The organism is Mannheimia glucosida (genome assembly GCF_046267875.1).
Taxonomy (GTDB): domain Bacteria; phylum Pseudomonadota; class Gammaproteobacteria; order Enterobacterales; family Pasteurellaceae; genus Mannheimia; species Mannheimia glucosida.
In genome coordinates this window covers 1,429,038-1,446,418 of record NZ_CP176502.1, presented here as the reverse complement: position 1 = coordinate 1,446,418, position 17,381 = coordinate 1,429,038, and the positions used below count along the sequence as shown (strand labels likewise).

17 protein-coding genes are annotated in these 17,381 nt (G+C 39.5%); 8 read left to right on the top strand and 9 right to left on the bottom strand.

Annotated features, from left to right (window positions below):
• Positions 1-18: 18 nt before the first annotated feature.
• The 5 genes from ACJ7Z2_RS07020 to ACJ7Z2_RS07000 form a co-directional block, all read right to left on the bottom strand.
• Complete coding sequence (locus ACJ7Z2_RS07020; protein ID WP_409499788.1) at positions 19-1,356, bottom strand: replication-associated recombination protein A; 1,338 nt, start codon at positions 1,354-1,356, stop codon at positions 19-21.
• Positions 1,357-1,365: 9 nt separating this feature from the next.
• Positions 1,366-1,854: a rod shape-determining protein MreD gene (gene mreD / locus ACJ7Z2_RS07015; RefSeq protein WP_409499787.1), complete on the bottom strand. Its 489-nt coding sequence runs from the start codon at positions 1,852-1,854 to the stop codon at positions 1,366-1,368.
• Positions 1,854-2,909, bottom strand: a complete 1,056-nt coding sequence (gene mreC, locus ACJ7Z2_RS07010) for a rod shape-determining protein MreC (protein WP_006248956.1) — start codon at positions 2,907-2,909, stop codon at positions 1,854-1,856. The genes mreD and mreC overlap by 1 nt, the downstream gene beginning before the upstream one ends.
• Positions 2,910-3,010: 101 nt before the next feature.
• Positions 3,011-4,063 (bottom strand): rod shape-determining protein, encoded by a 1,053-nt coding sequence (locus ACJ7Z2_RS07005; RefSeq protein ID WP_006248955.1) that lies wholly within the window; start codon positions 4,061-4,063, stop codon positions 3,011-3,013.
• A 114-nt stretch (positions 4,064-4,177) separates the two neighbouring features.
• Positions 4,178-4,807 carry a LysE/ArgO family amino acid transporter gene (locus tag ACJ7Z2_RS07000; protein ID WP_006248954.1) on the bottom strand — a complete coding sequence of 210 codons (630 nt, stop codon included), beginning with the start codon at positions 4,805-4,807 and terminating at the stop codon, positions 4,178-4,180.
• 103 nt (positions 4,808-4,910) lie between these two features.
• On the opposite strand from ACJ7Z2_RS07000, the gene udk reads away from it, so the two are divergent.
• The 3 genes from udk to ACJ7Z2_RS06985 all read left to right on the top strand — a co-directional run bounded on the left by udk (position 4,911) and on the right by ACJ7Z2_RS06985 (position 6,382).
• Positions 4,911-5,558 (top strand): uridine kinase, encoded by a 648-nt coding sequence (udk, locus tag ACJ7Z2_RS06995; protein ID WP_154704221.1) that lies wholly within the window; start codon positions 4,911-4,913, stop codon positions 5,556-5,558.
• A gap of 9 nt (positions 5,559-5,567) precedes the next feature.
• A complete protein-coding gene (gene dcd / locus ACJ7Z2_RS06990) occupies positions 5,568-6,149 on the top strand; it encodes a dCTP deaminase (protein ID WP_006248952.1) in 582 nt (193 codons plus the stop codon).
• 77 nt (positions 6,150-6,226) lie between these two features.
• A complete protein-coding gene (locus tag ACJ7Z2_RS06985; protein ID WP_032844580.1) occupies positions 6,227-6,382 on the top strand; it encodes a DUF1328 domain-containing protein in 156 nt (51 codons plus the stop codon).
• 128 nt (positions 6,383-6,510) lie between these two features.
• Here ACJ7Z2_RS06985 and ACJ7Z2_RS06980 read toward each other — a convergent pair whose 3' ends face one another.
• The 4 genes from ACJ7Z2_RS06980 to ACJ7Z2_RS06965 form a co-directional block, all read right to left on the bottom strand.
• The gene (locus ACJ7Z2_RS06980) at positions 6,511-7,113 is read right to left on the bottom strand and encodes a DedA family protein (protein WP_006248950.1); all 603 of its coding nucleotides are present in this window, start codon (positions 7,111-7,113) and stop codon (positions 6,511-6,513) included.
• Position 7,114: 1 nt separating this feature from the next.
• Positions 7,115-8,134 carry an HTH-type transcriptional repressor PurR gene (purR, locus tag ACJ7Z2_RS06975; RefSeq protein ID WP_126302180.1) on the bottom strand — a complete coding sequence of 340 codons (1,020 nt, stop codon included), beginning with the start codon at positions 8,132-8,134 and terminating at the stop codon, positions 7,115-7,117.
• Positions 8,135-8,269: 135 nt separating this feature from the next.
• On the bottom strand, positions 8,270-8,998 hold the full coding sequence (cmoA, locus tag ACJ7Z2_RS06970; RefSeq protein WP_409499786.1) for a carboxy-S-adenosyl-L-methionine synthase CmoA: 729 nt from the start codon (positions 8,996-8,998) through the stop codon (positions 8,270-8,272).
• A gap of 9 nt (positions 8,999-9,007) precedes the next feature.
• Entirely contained in the window at positions 9,008-9,790 is a 783-nt protein-coding gene (locus tag ACJ7Z2_RS06965) for an alpha/beta fold hydrolase (protein ID WP_409499785.1), read from the bottom strand.
• A gap of 118 nt (positions 9,791-9,908) precedes the next feature.
• Between ACJ7Z2_RS06965 and seqA the strand changes: the two genes are divergently transcribed.
• From seqA to mepA, 5 genes are all read left to right on the top strand, one after another.
• Complete coding sequence (gene seqA, locus ACJ7Z2_RS06960; protein ID WP_126302183.1) at positions 9,909-10,475, top strand: replication initiation negative regulator SeqA; 567 nt, start codon at positions 9,909-9,911, stop codon at positions 10,473-10,475.
• 9 nt (positions 10,476-10,484) lie between these two features.
• Entirely contained in the window at positions 10,485-11,906 is a 1,422-nt protein-coding gene (gene menE / locus ACJ7Z2_RS06955; protein WP_409499784.1) for an o-succinylbenzoate--CoA ligase, read from the top strand.
• Positions 11,899-15,276, top strand: coding sequence for a mechanosensitive channel MscK (gene mscK / locus ACJ7Z2_RS06950; protein ID WP_409499783.1), 3,378 nt, complete (start codon positions 11,899-11,901; stop codon positions 15,274-15,276). The genes menE and mscK overlap by 8 nt, the downstream gene beginning before the upstream one ends.
• 2 nt (positions 15,277-15,278) lie before the next feature.
• Positions 15,279-16,361 carry a chorismate synthase gene (aroC, locus tag ACJ7Z2_RS06945; protein ID WP_409499782.1) on the top strand — a complete coding sequence of 361 codons (1,083 nt, stop codon included), beginning with the start codon at positions 15,279-15,281 and terminating at the stop codon, positions 16,359-16,361.
• Positions 16,362-16,446: 85 nt separating this feature from the next.
• Complete coding sequence (gene mepA, locus ACJ7Z2_RS06940; protein ID WP_409499781.1) at positions 16,447-17,274, top strand: penicillin-insensitive murein endopeptidase; 828 nt, start codon at positions 16,447-16,449, stop codon at positions 17,272-17,274.
• The last annotated feature ends 107 nt before the right edge of the window (positions 17,275-17,381 follow it).

Genomic DNA, 17,381 nt, shown 5'->3' with positions numbered 1-17,381 from the left:
TTCGACCGCTTGTCGCACTTATTTATAACGTTGAATCGGGCTGGCTTGATCTTGTGCTTTCAGCCACGCCATTTTTTCTTTAATCTGTTTTTCCATTCCCCGCTCACTCGGGAAATAGAATTCGGTATCTTTCAACTCAGGCGGGAAATAATTCTCCCCAGCGGCATAAGCGTTTGTCTCATTGTGAGCATAGCGATACTCTTCGCCATAGCCTAAGGATTTCATTAATTGAGTGGGGGCATTACGCAAATGCGCCGGCACATCGTAGTCTTTTGCTTCTTTAGCAAGGCGTTTTGCTTCATTGAAGGCTTGATAGACTGCATTACTTTTCGGTGCAACTGCCAAATAAATAATCGCTTGGGCAATGGCTCTTTCGCCTTCATAAGCTCCTACTCGGGTAAAGCAATCCCAAGCGGCAATCGCAATTTGCATTGCTCGAGGGTCGGCATTACCAATATCTTCAGAGGCAATCGCAAGCAGTCTTCTTGCCACATAAAGCGGATCACCACCGGCGGTTAAAATTCGGGCATACCAGTATAATGCTCCATCGGCTGATGAGCCTCGAATAGATTTGTGTAAAGCAGAAATGAGATCGTAGTAACGATCACCGCCCTTATCAAAACGAGCTTGTCGTTCGCCTAACACTTCGGTCAGCAAACTTTTATTCAGCACTTTTCCCTGAGCCGAATCTTGTGCCATATCGACCATTAATTCCAAGCAATTCAAGGCAAAACGAGCATCGCCATTGACATAATCGGCAAGTAGTGTCAGCACATCATCTTCAAGTACCAAAGTTTCATTGCCTAAACCACGTTCGGTATCCGCTATCGCCATTTGCAAAATTTTTAGAATTTCGACCGCTTGTAACGGCTTTAAAATATAAATTCTAGCTCGGGAAAGCAGTGCGTTATTTAGCTCAAAAGAGGGATTTTCAGTAGTTGCACCAATAAAAATAATAGTGCCGTCTTCAATATGCGGCAAAAACGCATCTTGCTGGCTTTTGTTAAAACGGTGAACTTCATCCACAAAAAGCAGCGTTCGTCTGCCGGCTTGGCGGTTTAATTTGGCTTGTTCAATCGCCTCTCTGATCTCTTTTACGCCACTAGTCACAGCGGAAATACGTTCTACTTCCGCATTAAGATGATGAGCAATGATTTCGGCTAAGGTTGTTTTTCCGGTACCCGGAGGCCCCCAAAAAATCATTGAATGGCTATGCCCGGCTTCAATCGCTCTGCGTAACGGTTTGCCTTCACCAATTAAATGAGATTGCCCGACATATTCAGCCAAGTTGCGAGGTCGCATTTTGGCTGCAAGCGGTCGAAAATCCTCACTAAAATCAAAAGACAAACTGCTCATTTCAACCTCTTAGCGTAAACGTAATTGGCGGCGAATATGGCGCATTAATAAGAAAATCCAAGGCCAAAGCACACCACTAATTACAGCACCTAACAATTCCTGTGAATTAAATTCGGCACTGTGTAAAATGTATTCAATCACGAAAATAAAGAAACGGATCAGCACAATATATGCCATTACTAATAGGCTTTGTAGCCATAGCGATAAGTTCCGTAAAATCAGATGGTATTTCGCAACAAAATAAATCGCCACCGATAACACTAAGGCGTGGATGCCTAAAATCGAGCCAAGAATCAGATCCCAGACGATACCGGCAACAAAAGCTGTCCCCACACTCATTTTATCAGGTAATGCCAATGCCCAATAAATTAACACCAAAACGACCCAAGTAGGGCGTAGCCCTTGGAATCCCACCGGCCAAGGCATAATCTCAAGTACAAAAGCAACCACAAAAATCGCAATTATCACAAGGATCTGAAAAATCGGGTTTGTTCTCATTATTCCGCTCCTTCTTCCGTATGATAGTTTTGTTCATTTTCCGCTTCTGGTTGTGCTGCCGGATTCTCATTTATCTCATCATTCTCTATTTGTTCTTCTTTTGCCTCTAACTGCACTTCAGTTTTCTTGTTAGACATCTGTTTTAAACGTTCAAATGGATTCACGCTATTACGTCTTTCTTCAACAACTTCACGTACTTGCGCTGGCGACAAGCTTTGGGAGTAGTTTTTCTCTTCCGCTGTCGGCCAAAGCAGTAATAAGTAACGTAAGCGATCAAATGAGGCTAACGGACGTGCAACAATCCTGGCAAATTGACTTTTGGTATCATTTTCAACCGTTTCTACAATCGCCACAGGATATCCCTCAGGGAAACGTCCACCTAAGCCCGAGGTAACTAGCACATCACCTTTTACTACATCAATAGAACGAGGCAAGTTATCAATGACCAATTCATTATTCACCCCTGTACCACTGGCAATTCCACGTACATCATTGCGTAGCACTTGAACAGGAATAGCATGAGTAATATCAGAGAGCAATAAAACACGGCTAGATTTTTCTCCTACAGAAATGACTTGTCCAACAACACCTCTTTCATCAATAATAGGTTGCCCGACAAAAGCACCGTCTAAACGCCCTTGATTAATCACTACTTGCTGACGATAAGCATCCATCTCAGCAGCTAATACTTCAGCAATTTTTTTATACTCATCTTGGCGAAGCGGAGAACTCAATAACAATCTTAAACGCTGATTTTCAACCTTTAGCTGATCAAGCAATAATAAATCGGCACTTTTTTCTCTTAGCTGCTCTTTTAATAAATTATTCTCAAGCTGTAATTTATTATTATCAATAAAATTGCCACTTACCCCATCTAAAATTGAACGGGGGGTATTAGCAAAATAATATAATCCACTTACCGCGGTTTCTAATAGATTACGCGCTTGAATCATTAAAGAGCTACGCCCATCGGAAATAATCAGCATAATAGAAAATATCACTGCGATAATCAGGCGCATCCCTAAAGAGGGGGCTTTAGCAAAAATAGGTTTCATTAGAGAAATATATGTGAATTTATTGGGAATCTATAACGAAAATTGACAATAGAATCAATCCATTGCCAACCTCCATTTAAACAGCTGCTAAGAGAAATGTATTAATCATCAATACTAAATACATCACCACCGTGCATATCGATCATTTCTAATGCTTTACCACCACCACGAGCTACACAAGTTAATGGATCTTCTGCTACTACGACTTGCACGCCAGTTGAATCAGAAAGTAAACGATCTAAATTATGTAATAATGCACCACCTCCTGTTAACACCATACCGCGCTCAAAAATGTCTGCTGCCAATTCAGGTGGGCATTGTTCTAAGACTGATTTAACTGCCTCTACAATACCATTTAATGGTTGTTCAATCGCTTCTAATACATGTCTTGAGTTAAGCTCGAAAGTACGAGGAGCGCCTTCAGCTAAATTGTGTCCGTGTACTTCCATTGTTTTAACATCATCATCGGATTCAATCTTAGCACTAGCAATTTCTTGTTTAATTCGCTCTGCCGTTGCTTCACCAATAGCAGAACCAAAATGACGACGTACATAAGCAATAATAGCTTCATCTAACTTATCACCACCAATACGCACAGAAGTTGAATACACAATGCCGTTTAAAGAAAGCACTGCCACTTCGGTTGTACCGCCACCAATGTCAATTACCATTGACCCCATTGCTTCGTGAACCGGCAAACCTGCACCGATTGCAGCCGCCATTGGCTCTTCAATTAAATAGACTTCACGCGCTCCTGCTCCAATTGCAGATTCTTTAATTGCACGGCGTTCCACTTGTGTTGCACCTGCTGGCACGCACACTAATACACGAGGGCTTGGGCGCATAAAGTTATTACTATGTACTTGTTTAATAAAGTGTTGCAACATTTTTTCTGTTACAAAAAAATCCGCAATGACACCATCTTTCATTGGACGAATCGCCATTATGCTTTTTGGTGTACGGCCTAGCATTAATTTTGCATGTGAACCTACCGCCGCAATACTTTTTAGCGATCCCATACGATCTTGACGTACAGCAACCACTGAGGGTTCATCTAGCACAATACCTTGACCTTTAACATAAACCAGTGTATTTGCTGTCCCGAGATCGATAGAAAGATCGTTTGAAAATAATCCTAAAAATTTTTTAAACATAAAAGAATCCGTTAAAATAAAATTATTCAAAAATAAGCACATTTTATAGTGCGAACATTGCTACTAATATAGCAAAAAAGCCCCTCATTCATCAATGAAAAAATTTAAACTCCACTAGAAAATTTGCAGAGCAAGTTGATAAGTATAAATCAGTAAACTAAAAGCGATAAAGTACATAATTAGCCCGGTAACAGCATCTAAAATTTGCCAAGTTCTTCGCTTTGCAAAATAAGGGGAAAGTAAGCTTGCTCCATAACCTATGCCAAAAAACCAAATAAATGAGCAAAGTAATGCACCTGCTAAAAAGTATATTTTACCGTTAAAATCTAATTTCCCACCGATACTCCCTACAATCACAACCGTATCAATATAAACGTGAGGATTTAAGAATGTAATCGCAAAGGTAATCAGTAAAGCCTTTTTTAAGCTCGTTGCATTCTCTCCACTTGCCACAAGGTATTCACCACTTTTAAATACGCTGATAAATGAACGGCTACCGTAGCTTAATAGAAAAATGGCCCCTAAAAGCGAAATAATGAAACTTACAACAGGCAATTCCGCAATTAACGTGCCTAAGCCTAGCACACCTATCGTCATTAAAAATACATCACCTAAAAAACAGAGCAATGCAATCCAAAATATGTGTTGTTTTAAAATCCCTTGCTTTAATAAAAAGGCATTTTGTGCGCCAATAGAGACAATTAAGCCAAAACACACTATAAATCCTTGAATGAAAATATCCATTTTTTCTCCAAAATCGCGTAACAAGCGGTCAATTATACAGAAAATTTTTCAAAACTTCGGTATAATTTATCGAATACTCTTTTGACTGAATAGGAAATTTTTTATGACTGATACTAGCCATACTTCATCTTGCGTTGTCATTGCGATTGCCGGCGCATCTGCCTCAGGTAAGAGCCTGATTGCTTCAACCATCTATAAAGAACTTAAAAATGAATTGGGAACAGATAATATCGGTATTATTTCCGAAGATGCTTATTATAGAGATCAATCTCATTTAACAATGGAAGAACGGATTAAAACCAATTACGATCACCCTAATTCAATGGATCATCATTTATTGGTTGAACATTTACGCCAATTAAAACAAGGTAATGCGATTGAAATTCCGGAATATGACTATACCGAACATAATCGTAAAACGACCACAAAGCACTTTGAACCAAAGAAAATCATTATTTTAGAAGGTATTTTATTACTGACGGATGAGAATATTCGCAATGAAATTAATGTTTCTATTTTCGTAGATGCTCCTCTGGATATCTGCTTTATCCGCCGCTTACAACGTGATATGGTAGAACGTGGGCGTTCGATGGAATCAGTGATTAGTCAATATCGCAAAACCGTTCGCCCAATGTTCTTACAATTTATCGAACCCTCTAAACAATATGCTGATATTATTGTGCCAAAAGGTGGCAAAAACCGTATTGCTATTGATATTCTTAAAGCACAAATTAAGCAATTACTTAAATAGGAGCTAAATATGCGTTTATGTGATACAGATATTAAACGTTACTTAGATGAAGGTATTATTGCCATAACGCCTCGACCTTCAGACGATAAAATTTCTGGCGCCACTGCAGATGTGCGTTTAGGTAATTCGTTTCGTGTATTTCGTGAACATAAAACGCCCTATATTGATTTAAGTGGCCCTCGAGAAGAAGTTGCCGCTCAGTTAAATAAAGTGATGAGTGATGAAATTATCATCGGTGATGATGAAGCATTTTTCCTTCATCCCGGTGACCTTGCACTCGCAACAACCCTTGAATCGGTTTCCTTACCAGCCAATATCGTTGGATGGTTAGATGGTCGTTCGTCACTTGCTAGATTAGGCTTAATGGTACACGTTACCGCCCACAGAATCGATCCGGGTTGGGAAGGCAAAATTGTATTGGAATTTTTTAATGCTGGAAAATTACCCCTAGCTTTACGCCCTAATATGGCAATTGGCGCATTAAGCTTTGAGATTTTAAGTGGTGATGCTGCAAAACCCTATAATGCGCGAAAAGATGCAAAATATAAGAACCAGCAAAGTGCCATTTCAAGTCGTATTAATCAAGATTAATATAGTGCATGCCTTGCAATAATAGATTAACTATGTTAGTTTTTTAATCAGTTTATTACACAGTAAGGAGTATAACTATGTTACATTATGCAGTCGTATTTTTTGTCATCGCTATAATCGCAGCGCTATTAGGCTTTGGTGGTATTGCAGGAAGTGCTACTGAAATTGCCAAAATTCTCTTTTTTGTCTTTTTAGTACTTACTGTCATTTCGTTCTTCTTCAAGAAAAAGTGACACAGTTAAACCTAATTTTTTAAGTTAAAATATAGTTCAAAAAAACAGTTGGTAATGGATATTTATAATTATTCTTACCAACTGTTTTGCTATTATATCTTTTTAAGATGAAATGCTCGTCTTTTGTTTCACTTTTTATACTGCTTTTTATTTTTATACCATTTCCAGCCTAAAAATAGAATAACAATGCCTAAAATGGCAAAAATGAGGTGCTGCCCATTAGCTACTTGTTCTTTTAGCCAATCCAAATTAGATGCCCCATAGTCGCCTAAATAAACCCAAATTGGCACAGAGATAATAGCGGCACAGAAATCAACTAATAAAAATTTTACGAAGCTGACTTTTCTAGTAATACCTGAAACTAAGTAAACCACCGCGCGCAAGCCAGGTAAGAAACGAGCCATAAAAAGTAGTTTCCATCCTTGTTTTTCAAAACGTTCTTGCACGGTTGCAAAACGTTCAGGCGTCGCAACATTCCTGATTAATGGAAATTTGAGAATTTTTTCGCCATAGATTCTACCTAGCCAGTACATTGTGCTATCGCCAACTAATACTCCTAACATACTAACAACCAGCATCCAATGCACATTGGTGTAGCCTAATCCTGAAATAACACCACCGGATACTAACGTAATATCTTCAGGAATCGGCACACCGAAACCACAGGCAAGTAGCACAAGAAAAACAGCCCAATAACCATAGCTACTAAAAAATTCAATCAACGTTTCCATATTACTCCTTAATGTTTAAATTCCGAACCGATTTACGTTTGACCAATTCAGGAAAGAACTCTAATACTTTAGGCTCTTTTGCGTTTTCGTTATCTTCAATACGTTCTAATAATAATTCTAATGCTGCCGAGCCTAAGCGAGATTTTGACTGATGGATTGTCGTAAGAGGCGGTGCATAAAAGCGTGAGCTATGCACGTTATCATACCCGATCACTGAAATATCTTGCGGCACATTCAGCCCTTTTTCGGTAATAGCTGAAATTGCCCCTAGTGCCATTGAGTCATTAAAACAAAAAACCGCGGTTGGTAATTTTTCACTGCTCTTAAGCAAATTATTCATACACTCATAGCCCCCCTCCGGTTCAAAATCGCCTTCTTGAACCCATTCTTCACGAACCGATAACCCTGCCTCAGATAACGCCTTTTTAAAACCTTCGAACCGAGTTCTGGCAATTTCTTTATCTAAATTACCGGTAATTACCGCAATATCTTGATGCCCGTTTTCAATTAAATGCTGGGTAGCAATATAACCACCTTCCACACCGTGATCTAAAATAATATCACTGCGTTCATCACTTCGTCCCCAATCCATAATCACTATTGGGATATTGCTGTTTTCAAAGATATCAAATGAATTAGCTGTATATTCGGAGCACATCACCAAAATGCCATCAACCCGTTTTTTGATGAGCATATCTAAATGATTTTGAATTTTCTCAAGTTTGTTTTGAGTATTGCACAAAAATAGTGAATATCCTTTGCTATAGCAAAATTCCTCTACCGCTAACACAATTTCAGCGAAAAACGGTGATTCGCTGGTTGTAATGATCATACCGATAGATTTAGTCGTATTAATTTTCAAACTTCGAGCTACAGCACTAGGAGAATAGTTCAGCGCTTTAATAGCCTCCCAAACTGCTTTTGTAGTGTCCTCTGCTACAAAGCGGGTTTTGTTTATAACGTGAGAAACCGTTGTAGTCGATACACCAGCATATTTTGCGACATCTTTTATCGTTGCCATACCTTTTTCCTCCTAAATAAGTAGTGGTGCATTATAACTGATTCTAACTGACTTTTATTATAAAGAAATAGATAGAATGCAAGCGGTTGCTTTTTATCAAGAATTTGCAAGAAATTTTACAAATATCGCCGCTTGTTAGGCTTTAATTGCCACCATTGATCCAAAATTAAAGCATTGAAACCAAAGTTCAACTTGTGTAAAACCAGCTTCTTGCAGACGTTTTTTATGGGTTTCAATACTATCTGTTCGCATCACATTTTCCAAAGCATTACGCTTTTGGCTGACTTCCAATTCACTGTAGCCGTTTGCTCGTTTGAATGTGTGATGAAGGTCGATCAACAACTCGTTCATTTCCTCACTCTCAAAGGTAAATTTTTCCGATAACACTAAAATGCCATTGGCATTTAATCCTTGATAAATCTTCTGTAATAATGCTAGGCGATCTTCTCTTGGTAAAAATTGCAAGGTGAAATTAAGTACCACCATTGAAGCATTTTTAATTTCAATGTGGCGAATATCATCAAGTAAAATCGTCACTGGGATCTCAGAGTGATAAGCACTTAAATGGGTTTTACAACGCTCAACCATCGGCTGAGAATTATCTACCCCGATAATCTGCACATTCTTCGCATTCACATTACGGCGAATAGATAAAATCCCTGCGCCTCGTGAACAACCTAAATCATAAACATTTGAATTATCTGTGACAAAACGCTCCGCCAGCATTCCAATAGCAGTAATAATATTGGAATAGCCCGGCACAGAACGCTGGATCATATCCGGAAACACTTCAGCAACCGATTCATCAAAAGTAAAATCGCCCAATTTCTCAATCGGGGCGGAAAATAATGTATCTCTTTGCATTTTTCTCCCTTATTTTTCTAAAAATTTATTGATTGCTCTCACAACAGTTTCTGTTTTTTCTGCGTGAACCCAGTGATCAGCGTTTGCCACAATGAAAGATTTGGCCTGCGGAAATTGTGCCAAAATCGTTTGTGTATGCTCTGCTTGAATATAATCCGACAATGCACCTTTAATAAACAAGGTCGGTTTATCCACAAATACTTGCTGCCAATCCATCAAATTCTGATAATTATCTTTTAGCGCCTGTAAATTAAAACGGAAAGATTGCTCGCTTTGGGCATCAAAAGACTTCAACATAAACTGTTGCACGCCTTCATCTCGAATATATTCAGCCATTATCGCTTTAGCTTGCTGACGGTTCTGAGGTTTAGCTTCTTTCACCGCAAATAAGGCTGCCATAACCTGCTGATGCCTATTTTGGGTATAAGTGACCGGGGCAATATCAATCACTACTACTTTCTCCACCAATTCAGGGGCAAATGCAGCCAATGCCATCGCACTTTTTCCGCCCATTGAATGCCCAACTACAATAGCATTTTGGATATTCAGCTCTATCAGTAATTGTTTTAAATCTTGTGCAATCAAAGTGTAATTCATTTCTAGTGAATGAAAAGATCGCCCGTGATTTCTGAGATCAACCATTAAAATGGAGTAACGTTCTGCGAACGCTTTTGCTATTGCTCCGAGGTTATTTAAATCTCCAAACAATCCATGTAAGAAGATCATCGTCTGAGCATCAGAATGATTATTCGAAGGTTGGTAATTAAAGTTTAACTGCGATTTTTCTGTCATATAAATGTCATTGTTCATATAAATTTTCAGCGATAATCCTCTATAAAAAACAATAGAAATGCGTATAATAGCAAGCACTATTAACGCATTTAATACCCGAAGATATTTGAGGATCCCGATGAAACGAATCGAAATTGATGATGAATTATATCAGTATATTGCAAGCCGTACACAATCTATTGGTGAAACTGCGTCAGATATATTACGCCGTCTATTACGCCTGCCACAATCGCCTCAGCCTTTTGTTTTAGTGCAAGAACATATGATCAACGAGCTTAAAGAGCTGGTCAAAACGCCTTCTCGTGCTACAAAAAAAAATGAATCCAATGCCGAAAAGACCGTTGAAAAATTGGAAAACATTTTAAATTCCGAGCATTTTATGAACGAAAATAAAAATGTAGTGCGTTTTACCATGCTATTAGCTGCATTATACCGAGCAAATCCGGAGGCTTTTGCTAAAGCAACAGAAAAAGTGCGTGGTAATGAACGTATCTACTTTTCGCAAAGTGAAGATGAAATTTTAGCCACTGGGAGTGGAGTAAAAGCCAAGCAGATCCCAGATTCACCATTTTGGGTAATTACAAATAATAATACCGCACGCAAGGGACTTATTCTCAAAGGTGTAATGGAATCCATGAAAGTACCAAGCCAGTTAATCGAACGCATTCAAGCGCTTTTTGTCTAATTAATTGAAATGCTCATCAATTCTACTCGCTTTCCTACCCAATTTTGGGCTGCTCATTCAGCCCAAAATCTGGCGATTATTTGGGAAAAAGGAACATCAGACTATCTTAACCACCTTCCATCAAACATCACTTGGCACAGTTTGAATCAGTTGATTTCACAAGCTATTTTCGTGTTGCAACAACAAGGTGCTACTCCGCGCAGTTTGATTGCCTATTGTGGTTCTCATCGGCTCATTGGCTTGCTCACTTATTGTGCTAGCCTTGCTTTGGGAGCTAAGATTCTAATGCTTAACCCAGCTCAAACAGCAAGTCAACGACAAGCAATCTTAGATGACAATGGTGTTGATCTCATTATTAATGATGCCGATTTTGCAAAATTTTCAGCAAAAACGACCGCTTGTAATGCCTTCTTCCCTACGATTGATTTTGAAAAACCAGCTACCCTAACCCTAACCTCAGGCTCAAGCGGTAAACCTAAAGCAGTGGTGCATTCTATAGCGGCCCATCTCTATAGTGCCGAAGGAGTATGTGAATTAATGGCATTTGAGCAGCTAAACTCTTGGCTACTGAGCTTGCCTCTGTTTCACGTTTCCGGACAAGGCATTATTTGGCGTTGGCTATTCAAAGGCGCAACACTGTATATCCACGAAGACAAAAGCGATTTTTTTCTGTCAGCACAAAAAGTGAGCCATCTCTCTTTAGTCCCCACCCAATTACAACGCTATTTAAGCCAATTAGATTCTGTAGTCAGCCAAAAATGTTTACTGGGTGGGTCTATGCTTCCAGTCGAATTGATTGCTCAAGCACAACAATCTGGGATGACTACCTTTTCAGGCTACGGAATGACCGAGATGGCATCAACCATTTGTGCAGTAGAAAATGATTTAAACAGTGTTGGTTTTCCGTTAAAACATCGGGAACTAAAATTAGAAAATGGTGAAATTTGGGTAAAAGGCAAATCACTCGGCTTAGGCTATTGGCAAAAAAATGGGCAAATTCGACCGCTTATAAACACACAAGGCTGGTTTGCTACTAAAGATCGTGGTGAATGGAATCACAAAAAACAGCTTGTAATAAAAGGACGATTGGATAATATGTTTATTTCAGGAGGGGAAAATATCCAACCTGAGGAAATTGAACAACTGATTTTTCGTTCTCAGCTTGTCGAACAGATTATCGTGTTGCCGATTGAAGATCAGCAGTTTGGACATCGACCAGTGGCGTTCTTACAATTCAAGCAATCTGATTCAAAAAATGAACTCCATAAATTAAAAATTTGGCTGTCTGATAAATTAGAAAGATTCAAACAGCCTGTTGCTTATTATTTACTGGATATAGACAAATACCAAAAACAAGGCTCAATTAAACTCTCAAGAACACAATTACAACAAGATTTAACACATAACGAATTAAAGGAAATCTATGTTTAGACCGATTTTAAAAACATTTGTGCTTAGTTTAGGCTTAATGCTAAGTAGTTATACATTAGCTGAGTTGCCGACCCAACAGGCGGTGCAAACGCAGTTAGATAGCGCAAAAAAATTAGATCAAGCCGATGCGAATAATAAAGCATTGGTTCAAACACTTGAAGATACGCTTGCATTCTTAGCCCAAATTGATAAACAAAAAGCAGACAATCAGGCATTGAATAAATCTATTCAAGATTCCCAAAAAGCATTAAAAACAAGCCAACATAATCTTGAAAAATTAAAAGAAGTGACTATCGCAAGTGTCGATAATTTAACACAAAAACCGACAACAGATTTACAAAAAGAGTTAACCTCTACACAATCTCAGCTTGAAACAGTACAACACGATTTAAGCATTATTAATAATAATTTAGTTGCACAAAATACCGCACCGGATAAGGCTCAAGCGGCTTTAACCGAGATGGTTAAACGTAAACAAGAAATTAATAGCCAACTTTCAGCAGCTAATATTAAAAATGAACTACAGACCAAGTTAGAAGTAGAATTAGAATTAATAGAATTAAAAAACACTTACAATCAAATATTACTTGGTGGTAGCGAGGATTTATCTGCGCTTTACTCTGCTCAATTAGATGAAAAAAAGCAAGAGCAGCAAAATCTACAAGCAGAAATTGCAAACCTGCAGACTGCTATCAACAATAAAATTGTAGAAGAGTCTCAGAACAAGCTAGATCAAGCACAAGCGGTTCAAAATCAGCAAAATAATGCAACGACGAACCCAGTTATCTTGCGTGAGTTGGATATAAATACCAAAGTCACTCAAGAGTTGCTAAAACAGACCAAAGATATGACGCAGTTATCACAAGATAATTTGCGAATCAAAAGTGTGCTAGATAACTTGCAGCAAACCCAACGTAATATTGAAGAACAAATCAGTTCTCTACAAGGTACGCTGGTGCTTTCGCGTATTATTAATAAACAAAAGCAATCATTACCGCAAGATGAAATGATTTCCGGATTATCAAAACAAATTGCAGATTTACGCGTACGTGTTTTTGATATTACTGAATTCAAAGATTCTTTTGCGGACATAAATGCTTATATTAGCCGTATAGAGCAAGATGAAAAAACAACCTTTACGAGTAAAGAGAAAGAACAACTTAGTAAAATTTTACAGGAACGTTCTGATACTTTAACTGAGATGATTAAATCATTAAATAATCAGCTCAATTTATTAATCAATATCGAACTAAACCAACAACAAGTGCAAACCATTAGTGATGCGTTACAGCAAAAACTGCAACAGCAAAGCTTCTGGGTTAAAAGTAACAACCCCATTGATCTTGAATGGTTTAGTAAATTTGTCGATATTACCCACTATCAATTTATTGATATTGGAAAAAAACTCAATTTTTCAAATTGGCGGGATAATTTATTACCTGCAGGTATTTTAGTCGGAATTTTATTGCTATTAGCCATCTTTATTAACCGCCAAAAAGATAAAATTAAACAAAAATTACACCAAATTAATAATCGACTAAAAATTGTCGCCACAGATAGCCAATGGAACACCCCTCTTGCTATTTTTTGGACATTAGTGCTTTGCCTGCCAAGTACACTAATGTTCTTAGCCGGATTTATTGCTATCACTTATATTTCATTTGAAAATCCTCAGGAAGTCTGGACTTGGGGATTAAAAATGGCAATTTATTGGCTGTATTTTGCCTTTTTAGTGGCGATGCTACGCCCGCACGGCATAGGACATATTCACTTTAATATGCCACAAAAAAGTAATGAAATCTTCCGTAATATTTTAAAACGTTCGGTATGGATCATTGCTTTATTACTGAACACCTCTATTTTTACAAACTTAGAGATGGGAATATCTTACGACATGCTTGGACAAACAATGACTATTTTTGTCCTTATATTAATGATTTGGATGATTGTACCGGCATTTAGGCAAGCTATTTCCACCTATGAGAATGTCACAACAGAAGAGAAAAAAGAATCTAAAAGTATTTTGCTCACTATTGTTAAATTAGTGCTACTGCTTGCCCCTATCATTCTTATCATTCTGATTGCATTGGGCTATTACTATACTGCACTGGTGATCATTGAGCATTTAATAGATTCTTATTTTGCGATCATTACTTGGATTATTATTCGTAATATTCTCTATCGAGCATTCTCTATTTCATCACGCCGTCTGGCTTACAGACGTTTACAAGAAAAAAGAGAAGCAGCTGAAGCCAAAGCACGAGCTAAAGCAGAACAAAATGATGAAAACCCGGACGGTGTCGAGCTTCCTTTTGAGCTAAAAGAAGACTCTATTGCCGTAAGCGAAGTCAAGAACCAAATGTTGAAATTAACTGATTTTGTGCTTTGGATTGGCTTATTTGTGCTGCTTTACTGGGTTTGGTCGGACTTAATTACTGTTGCACTCTACCTAGACGGCGTTACCTTATGGCAACAAAGTGTTACAACAGAAGCCGGGATTGTAATGGAATCCATTACCCTGCTGAATTTACTCACTGCTATTCTGATTATTGTGGTAATGGTGGTACTCATTCGGAACTTATCCGGTTTACTTGAGGCCCTGATTTTCTCGCACTTCAAGTTATCGCAAGGTACACCATACACAATTACCACACTCTTAACCTATTTGATTATTGCGTTAGGGGCAATCTTTGCGTTCGGTACATTAGGGATGTCTTGGAGCAAGCTCCAATGGCTACTAACTGCACTTTCTGTCGGTCTGGGTTTTGGTATGCAAGAGATCTTTGCAAACTTCGTTTCAGGGATTATCATCTTGTTTGAACGTCCAATGCGGATTGGCGACACCATTACCATCGGCACTTACAGCGGTACGGTTTCCAAAATTCGTATTCGTGCCACAACCTTAGTCGATTTTGACGGCAAAGAAGTGATTGTACCAAACAAAGCATTCGTAACCGAACGCTTGGTGAACTGGGCATTAAGCAGCACCGCAACCCGCATTATTGTTCAAGTCGGCGTGGCTTACGGGTCTGATTTAGAATTAGTCAAACGGCTGTTATTACAAGTGGCGGAAGAAAATCCGAAAGTCTTGAAAGATCCGCAACCAAGGGCTTATTTCCTTACCTTTGGTGCAAGCACTTTAGATCACGAATTAAGAGCCTATGTGAACGATTTATCTGATCGTAACCCAACTATTGATGCACTAAATACACGCATCCACCAGCTCTTTAATGAACATAATATTGATATTGCATTTAACCAATTAGATGTTTATATCAAAAACAACGATACACAAGATGAAATTAAAGTAGATTCAAAACGCTTTGAGTTTGAACGACCAAATAACATAACAGCAAAAGAAAAGGAATAACAATGGCAGGCAACAGCATCGGACAATTATTTAAAGTGACCACTTTCGGCGAATCTCACGGTATTGCATTAGGCTGTATCGTAGATGGCGTACCGCCGAATATGGCTTTAAGCGAAGCAGATTTACAGCCGGATTTAGACCGCCGTAAACCCGGTACTTCACGCTACACCACGCCTCGCCGTGAAGATGATGAAGTGCAAATTTTATCGGGCGTCTTTGAAGGCAAAACGACGGGAACAAGCATTGGTTTAATCATTAAAAACGGTGACCAACGCTCACAAGACTATGGCGACATTGCCGAAAAATTCCGCCCGGGGCACGCAGATTATACCTATCAGCAAAAATACGGCATTCGAGATTACCGTGGCGGTGGGCGTTCTTCTGCTCGGGAAACCGCAATGCGGGTTGCCGCCGGGGCGATTGCCAAAAAATATTTGCGTGAGCAATTTGGCATTGAAGTGCGAGGCTACCTCTCACAAATCGGCAATATCAAAATTGACCCGAAAACCGTTGAAAATATTGAACAAATTGATTGGCACGCAGTCAATAGTAATCCTTTCTTCTGCCCCGATCCCGTTGCGATTGAAGGCTTTGATGCCTTAATTCGTGAGCTGAAAAAAGAGGGCGATTCGGTGGGGGCAAAATTAACCGTGATTGCAGAGCGTGTACCTGTAGGGTTAGGCGAGCCTGTGTTTGACCGCCTAGATGCCGACCTTGCCCACGCCTTAATGTCAATCAACGCTGTGAAAGCGGTGGAAATTGGCGATGGTTTTGCAGTTGTGGAACAACGTGGTAGCCAGCATCGTGATGAAATGACGCCAGAAGGTTTCCTTTCTAATCATGCAGGCGGTATTTTAGGTGGTATTAGCTCCGGTCAGCCGATTATCGCTCATATTGCGTTAAAACCGACCTCAAGTATTACCATTCCCGGCAGAAGTGTAAACAAAAATAACGAAGTGGTTGAAGTGATCACCAAAGGCAGACACGACCCTTGTGTAGGTATTCGTGCCGTGCCGATTGCAGAAGCGATGATGGCGATTGTACTGCTCGACCACCTGCTAAGATTTAAGGCTCAATGCCGTTAAACACCCACAAGCGGTGATATTTAGCTGATTTTTTGCAAAAAATCGGTGAAAAATGACCGCTTGTTTATTTCATTCGGAACACAAAATGAATTTACTGAAAGCACTTTTAATCTCAAGCCTTGCTTTTACTGCTACCGCACTGAATGCAACGCAATGGGAGAAAATCAAAACTCCGGTTCAGGGCAAAGCACAATCTATCGGCGGTTATAGTAACGGCTGTATTATTGGGGCACAACCACTTGCATTAAAAGGCGAGGGCTACCAAGTGATCCGCTCGGCTCGTAACCGCTATTACGGACACCCACAACTGCTGGATTATCTCACTAACTTAGGTAAAAAAACCAAAGCTGCCGGTGTGCCGACTATTTTAATCGGCGATATGGGAATGCCTGCCGGTGGGCGTTTTTCTTCCGGTCACGCCTCCCACCAAACCGGGCTGGATGCTGATATTTGGTTTAAGTTCGGACCGATGGACGATGAAACCGCCCGCAATCCGGCAGGGCTTGCCACCATTATGGTAAACCACAGTACCGAACGGGTTGATGATTCCCTCTGGAATCAGCACCATACTAATTTAGTAAAACTTGCGGCAACCGATCCTCTTGTGGATCGCATTTTTGTGAACCCTGCCATTAAAGTGAAACTCTGCCAAACCGCGGGCAATGATCGTGCTTGGTTACGCAAAATTCGCCCGTGGTACGGACACGACTCCCATTTCCACGTTCGTTTAACCTGCCCGGCTGATGCCGCAAGTTGTGAAAATCAAGCCCCGGTGCCTGCCGGTGATGGTTGCGGGGAAGAGCTTTACTCTTGGTTTGAACCGAAAGAAGCCTCAAGCACTCCAAGAGCTAAAGTGCTACCCACACCACCTGTTCAGTGTCAGATGATTTTATCTGAACAAGGTTTGAATTAATTGCAAAATAACAACCTTTTTTATTCACAATCCTTATAAGGATTGTTCACAGCTTCGCTGCCGTTGGCAAGCCAACGTTCAAAAAGCCCAGCTTTTTGTGACCGCTT

Bases quoted from the DNA above. Each gene is read 5' to 3' on its own strand.
- ACJ7Z2_RS06980 (WP_006248950.1), bottom strand. From the start codon at position 7,113: ATGGAAACGTTGATTGAATTTTTTAGTAGCTATGGTTATTGGGCTGTT.
- mreC (WP_006248956.1), bottom strand. From the start codon at position 2,909: ATGAAACCTATTTTTGCTAAAGCCCCCTCTTTAGGGATGCGCCTGATT.
- cmoA (WP_409499786.1), bottom strand. From the start codon at position 8,998: ATGCAAAGAGATACATTATTTTCCGCCCCGATTGAGAAATTGGGCGAT.
- mepA (WP_409499781.1), top strand. From the start codon at position 16,447: ATGAATTTACTGAAAGCACTTTTAATCTCAAGCCTTGCTTTTACTGCT.
- ACJ7Z2_RS06965 (WP_409499785.1), bottom strand. From the start codon at position 9,790: ATGACAGAAAAATCGCAGTTAAACTTTAATTACCAACCTTCGAATAAT.
- ACJ7Z2_RS07020 (WP_409499788.1), bottom strand. From the start codon at position 1,356: ATGAGCAGTTTGTCTTTTGATTTTAGTGAGGATTTTCGACCGCTTGCA.
- ACJ7Z2_RS07000 (WP_006248954.1), bottom strand. From the start codon at position 4,807: ATGGATATTTTCATTCAAGGATTTATAGTGTGTTTTGGCTTAATTGTC.
- purR (WP_126302180.1), bottom strand. From the start codon at position 8,134: ATGGCAACGATAAAAGATGTCGCAAAATATGCTGGTGTATCGACTACA.
- dcd (WP_006248952.1), top strand. From the start codon at position 5,568: ATGCGTTTATGTGATACAGATATTAAACGTTACTTAGATGAAGGTATT.
- aroC (WP_409499782.1), top strand. From the start codon at position 15,279: ATGGCAGGCAACAGCATCGGACAATTATTTAAAGTGACCACTTTCGGC.
- mscK (WP_409499783.1), top strand. From the start codon at position 11,899: ATGTTTAGACCGATTTTAAAAACATTTGTGCTTAGTTTAGGCTTAATG.
- ACJ7Z2_RS07005 (WP_006248955.1), bottom strand. From the start codon at position 4,063: ATGTTTAAAAAATTTTTAGGATTATTTTCAAACGATCTTTCTATCGAT.
- mreD (WP_409499787.1), bottom strand. From the start codon at position 1,854: ATGAGAACAAACCCGATTTTTCAGATCCTTGTGATAATTGCGATTTTT.
- udk (WP_154704221.1), top strand. From the start codon at position 4,911: ATGACTGATACTAGCCATACTTCATCTTGCGTTGTCATTGCGATTGCC.
- menE (WP_409499784.1), top strand. From the start codon at position 10,485: ATGCTCATCAATTCTACTCGCTTTCCTACCCAATTTTGGGCTGCTCAT.
- ACJ7Z2_RS06985 (WP_032844580.1), top strand. From the start codon at position 6,227: ATGTTACATTATGCAGTCGTATTTTTTGTCATCGCTATAATCGCAGCG.
- seqA (WP_126302183.1), top strand. From the start codon at position 9,909: ATGAAACGAATCGAAATTGATGATGAATTATATCAGTATATTGCAAGC.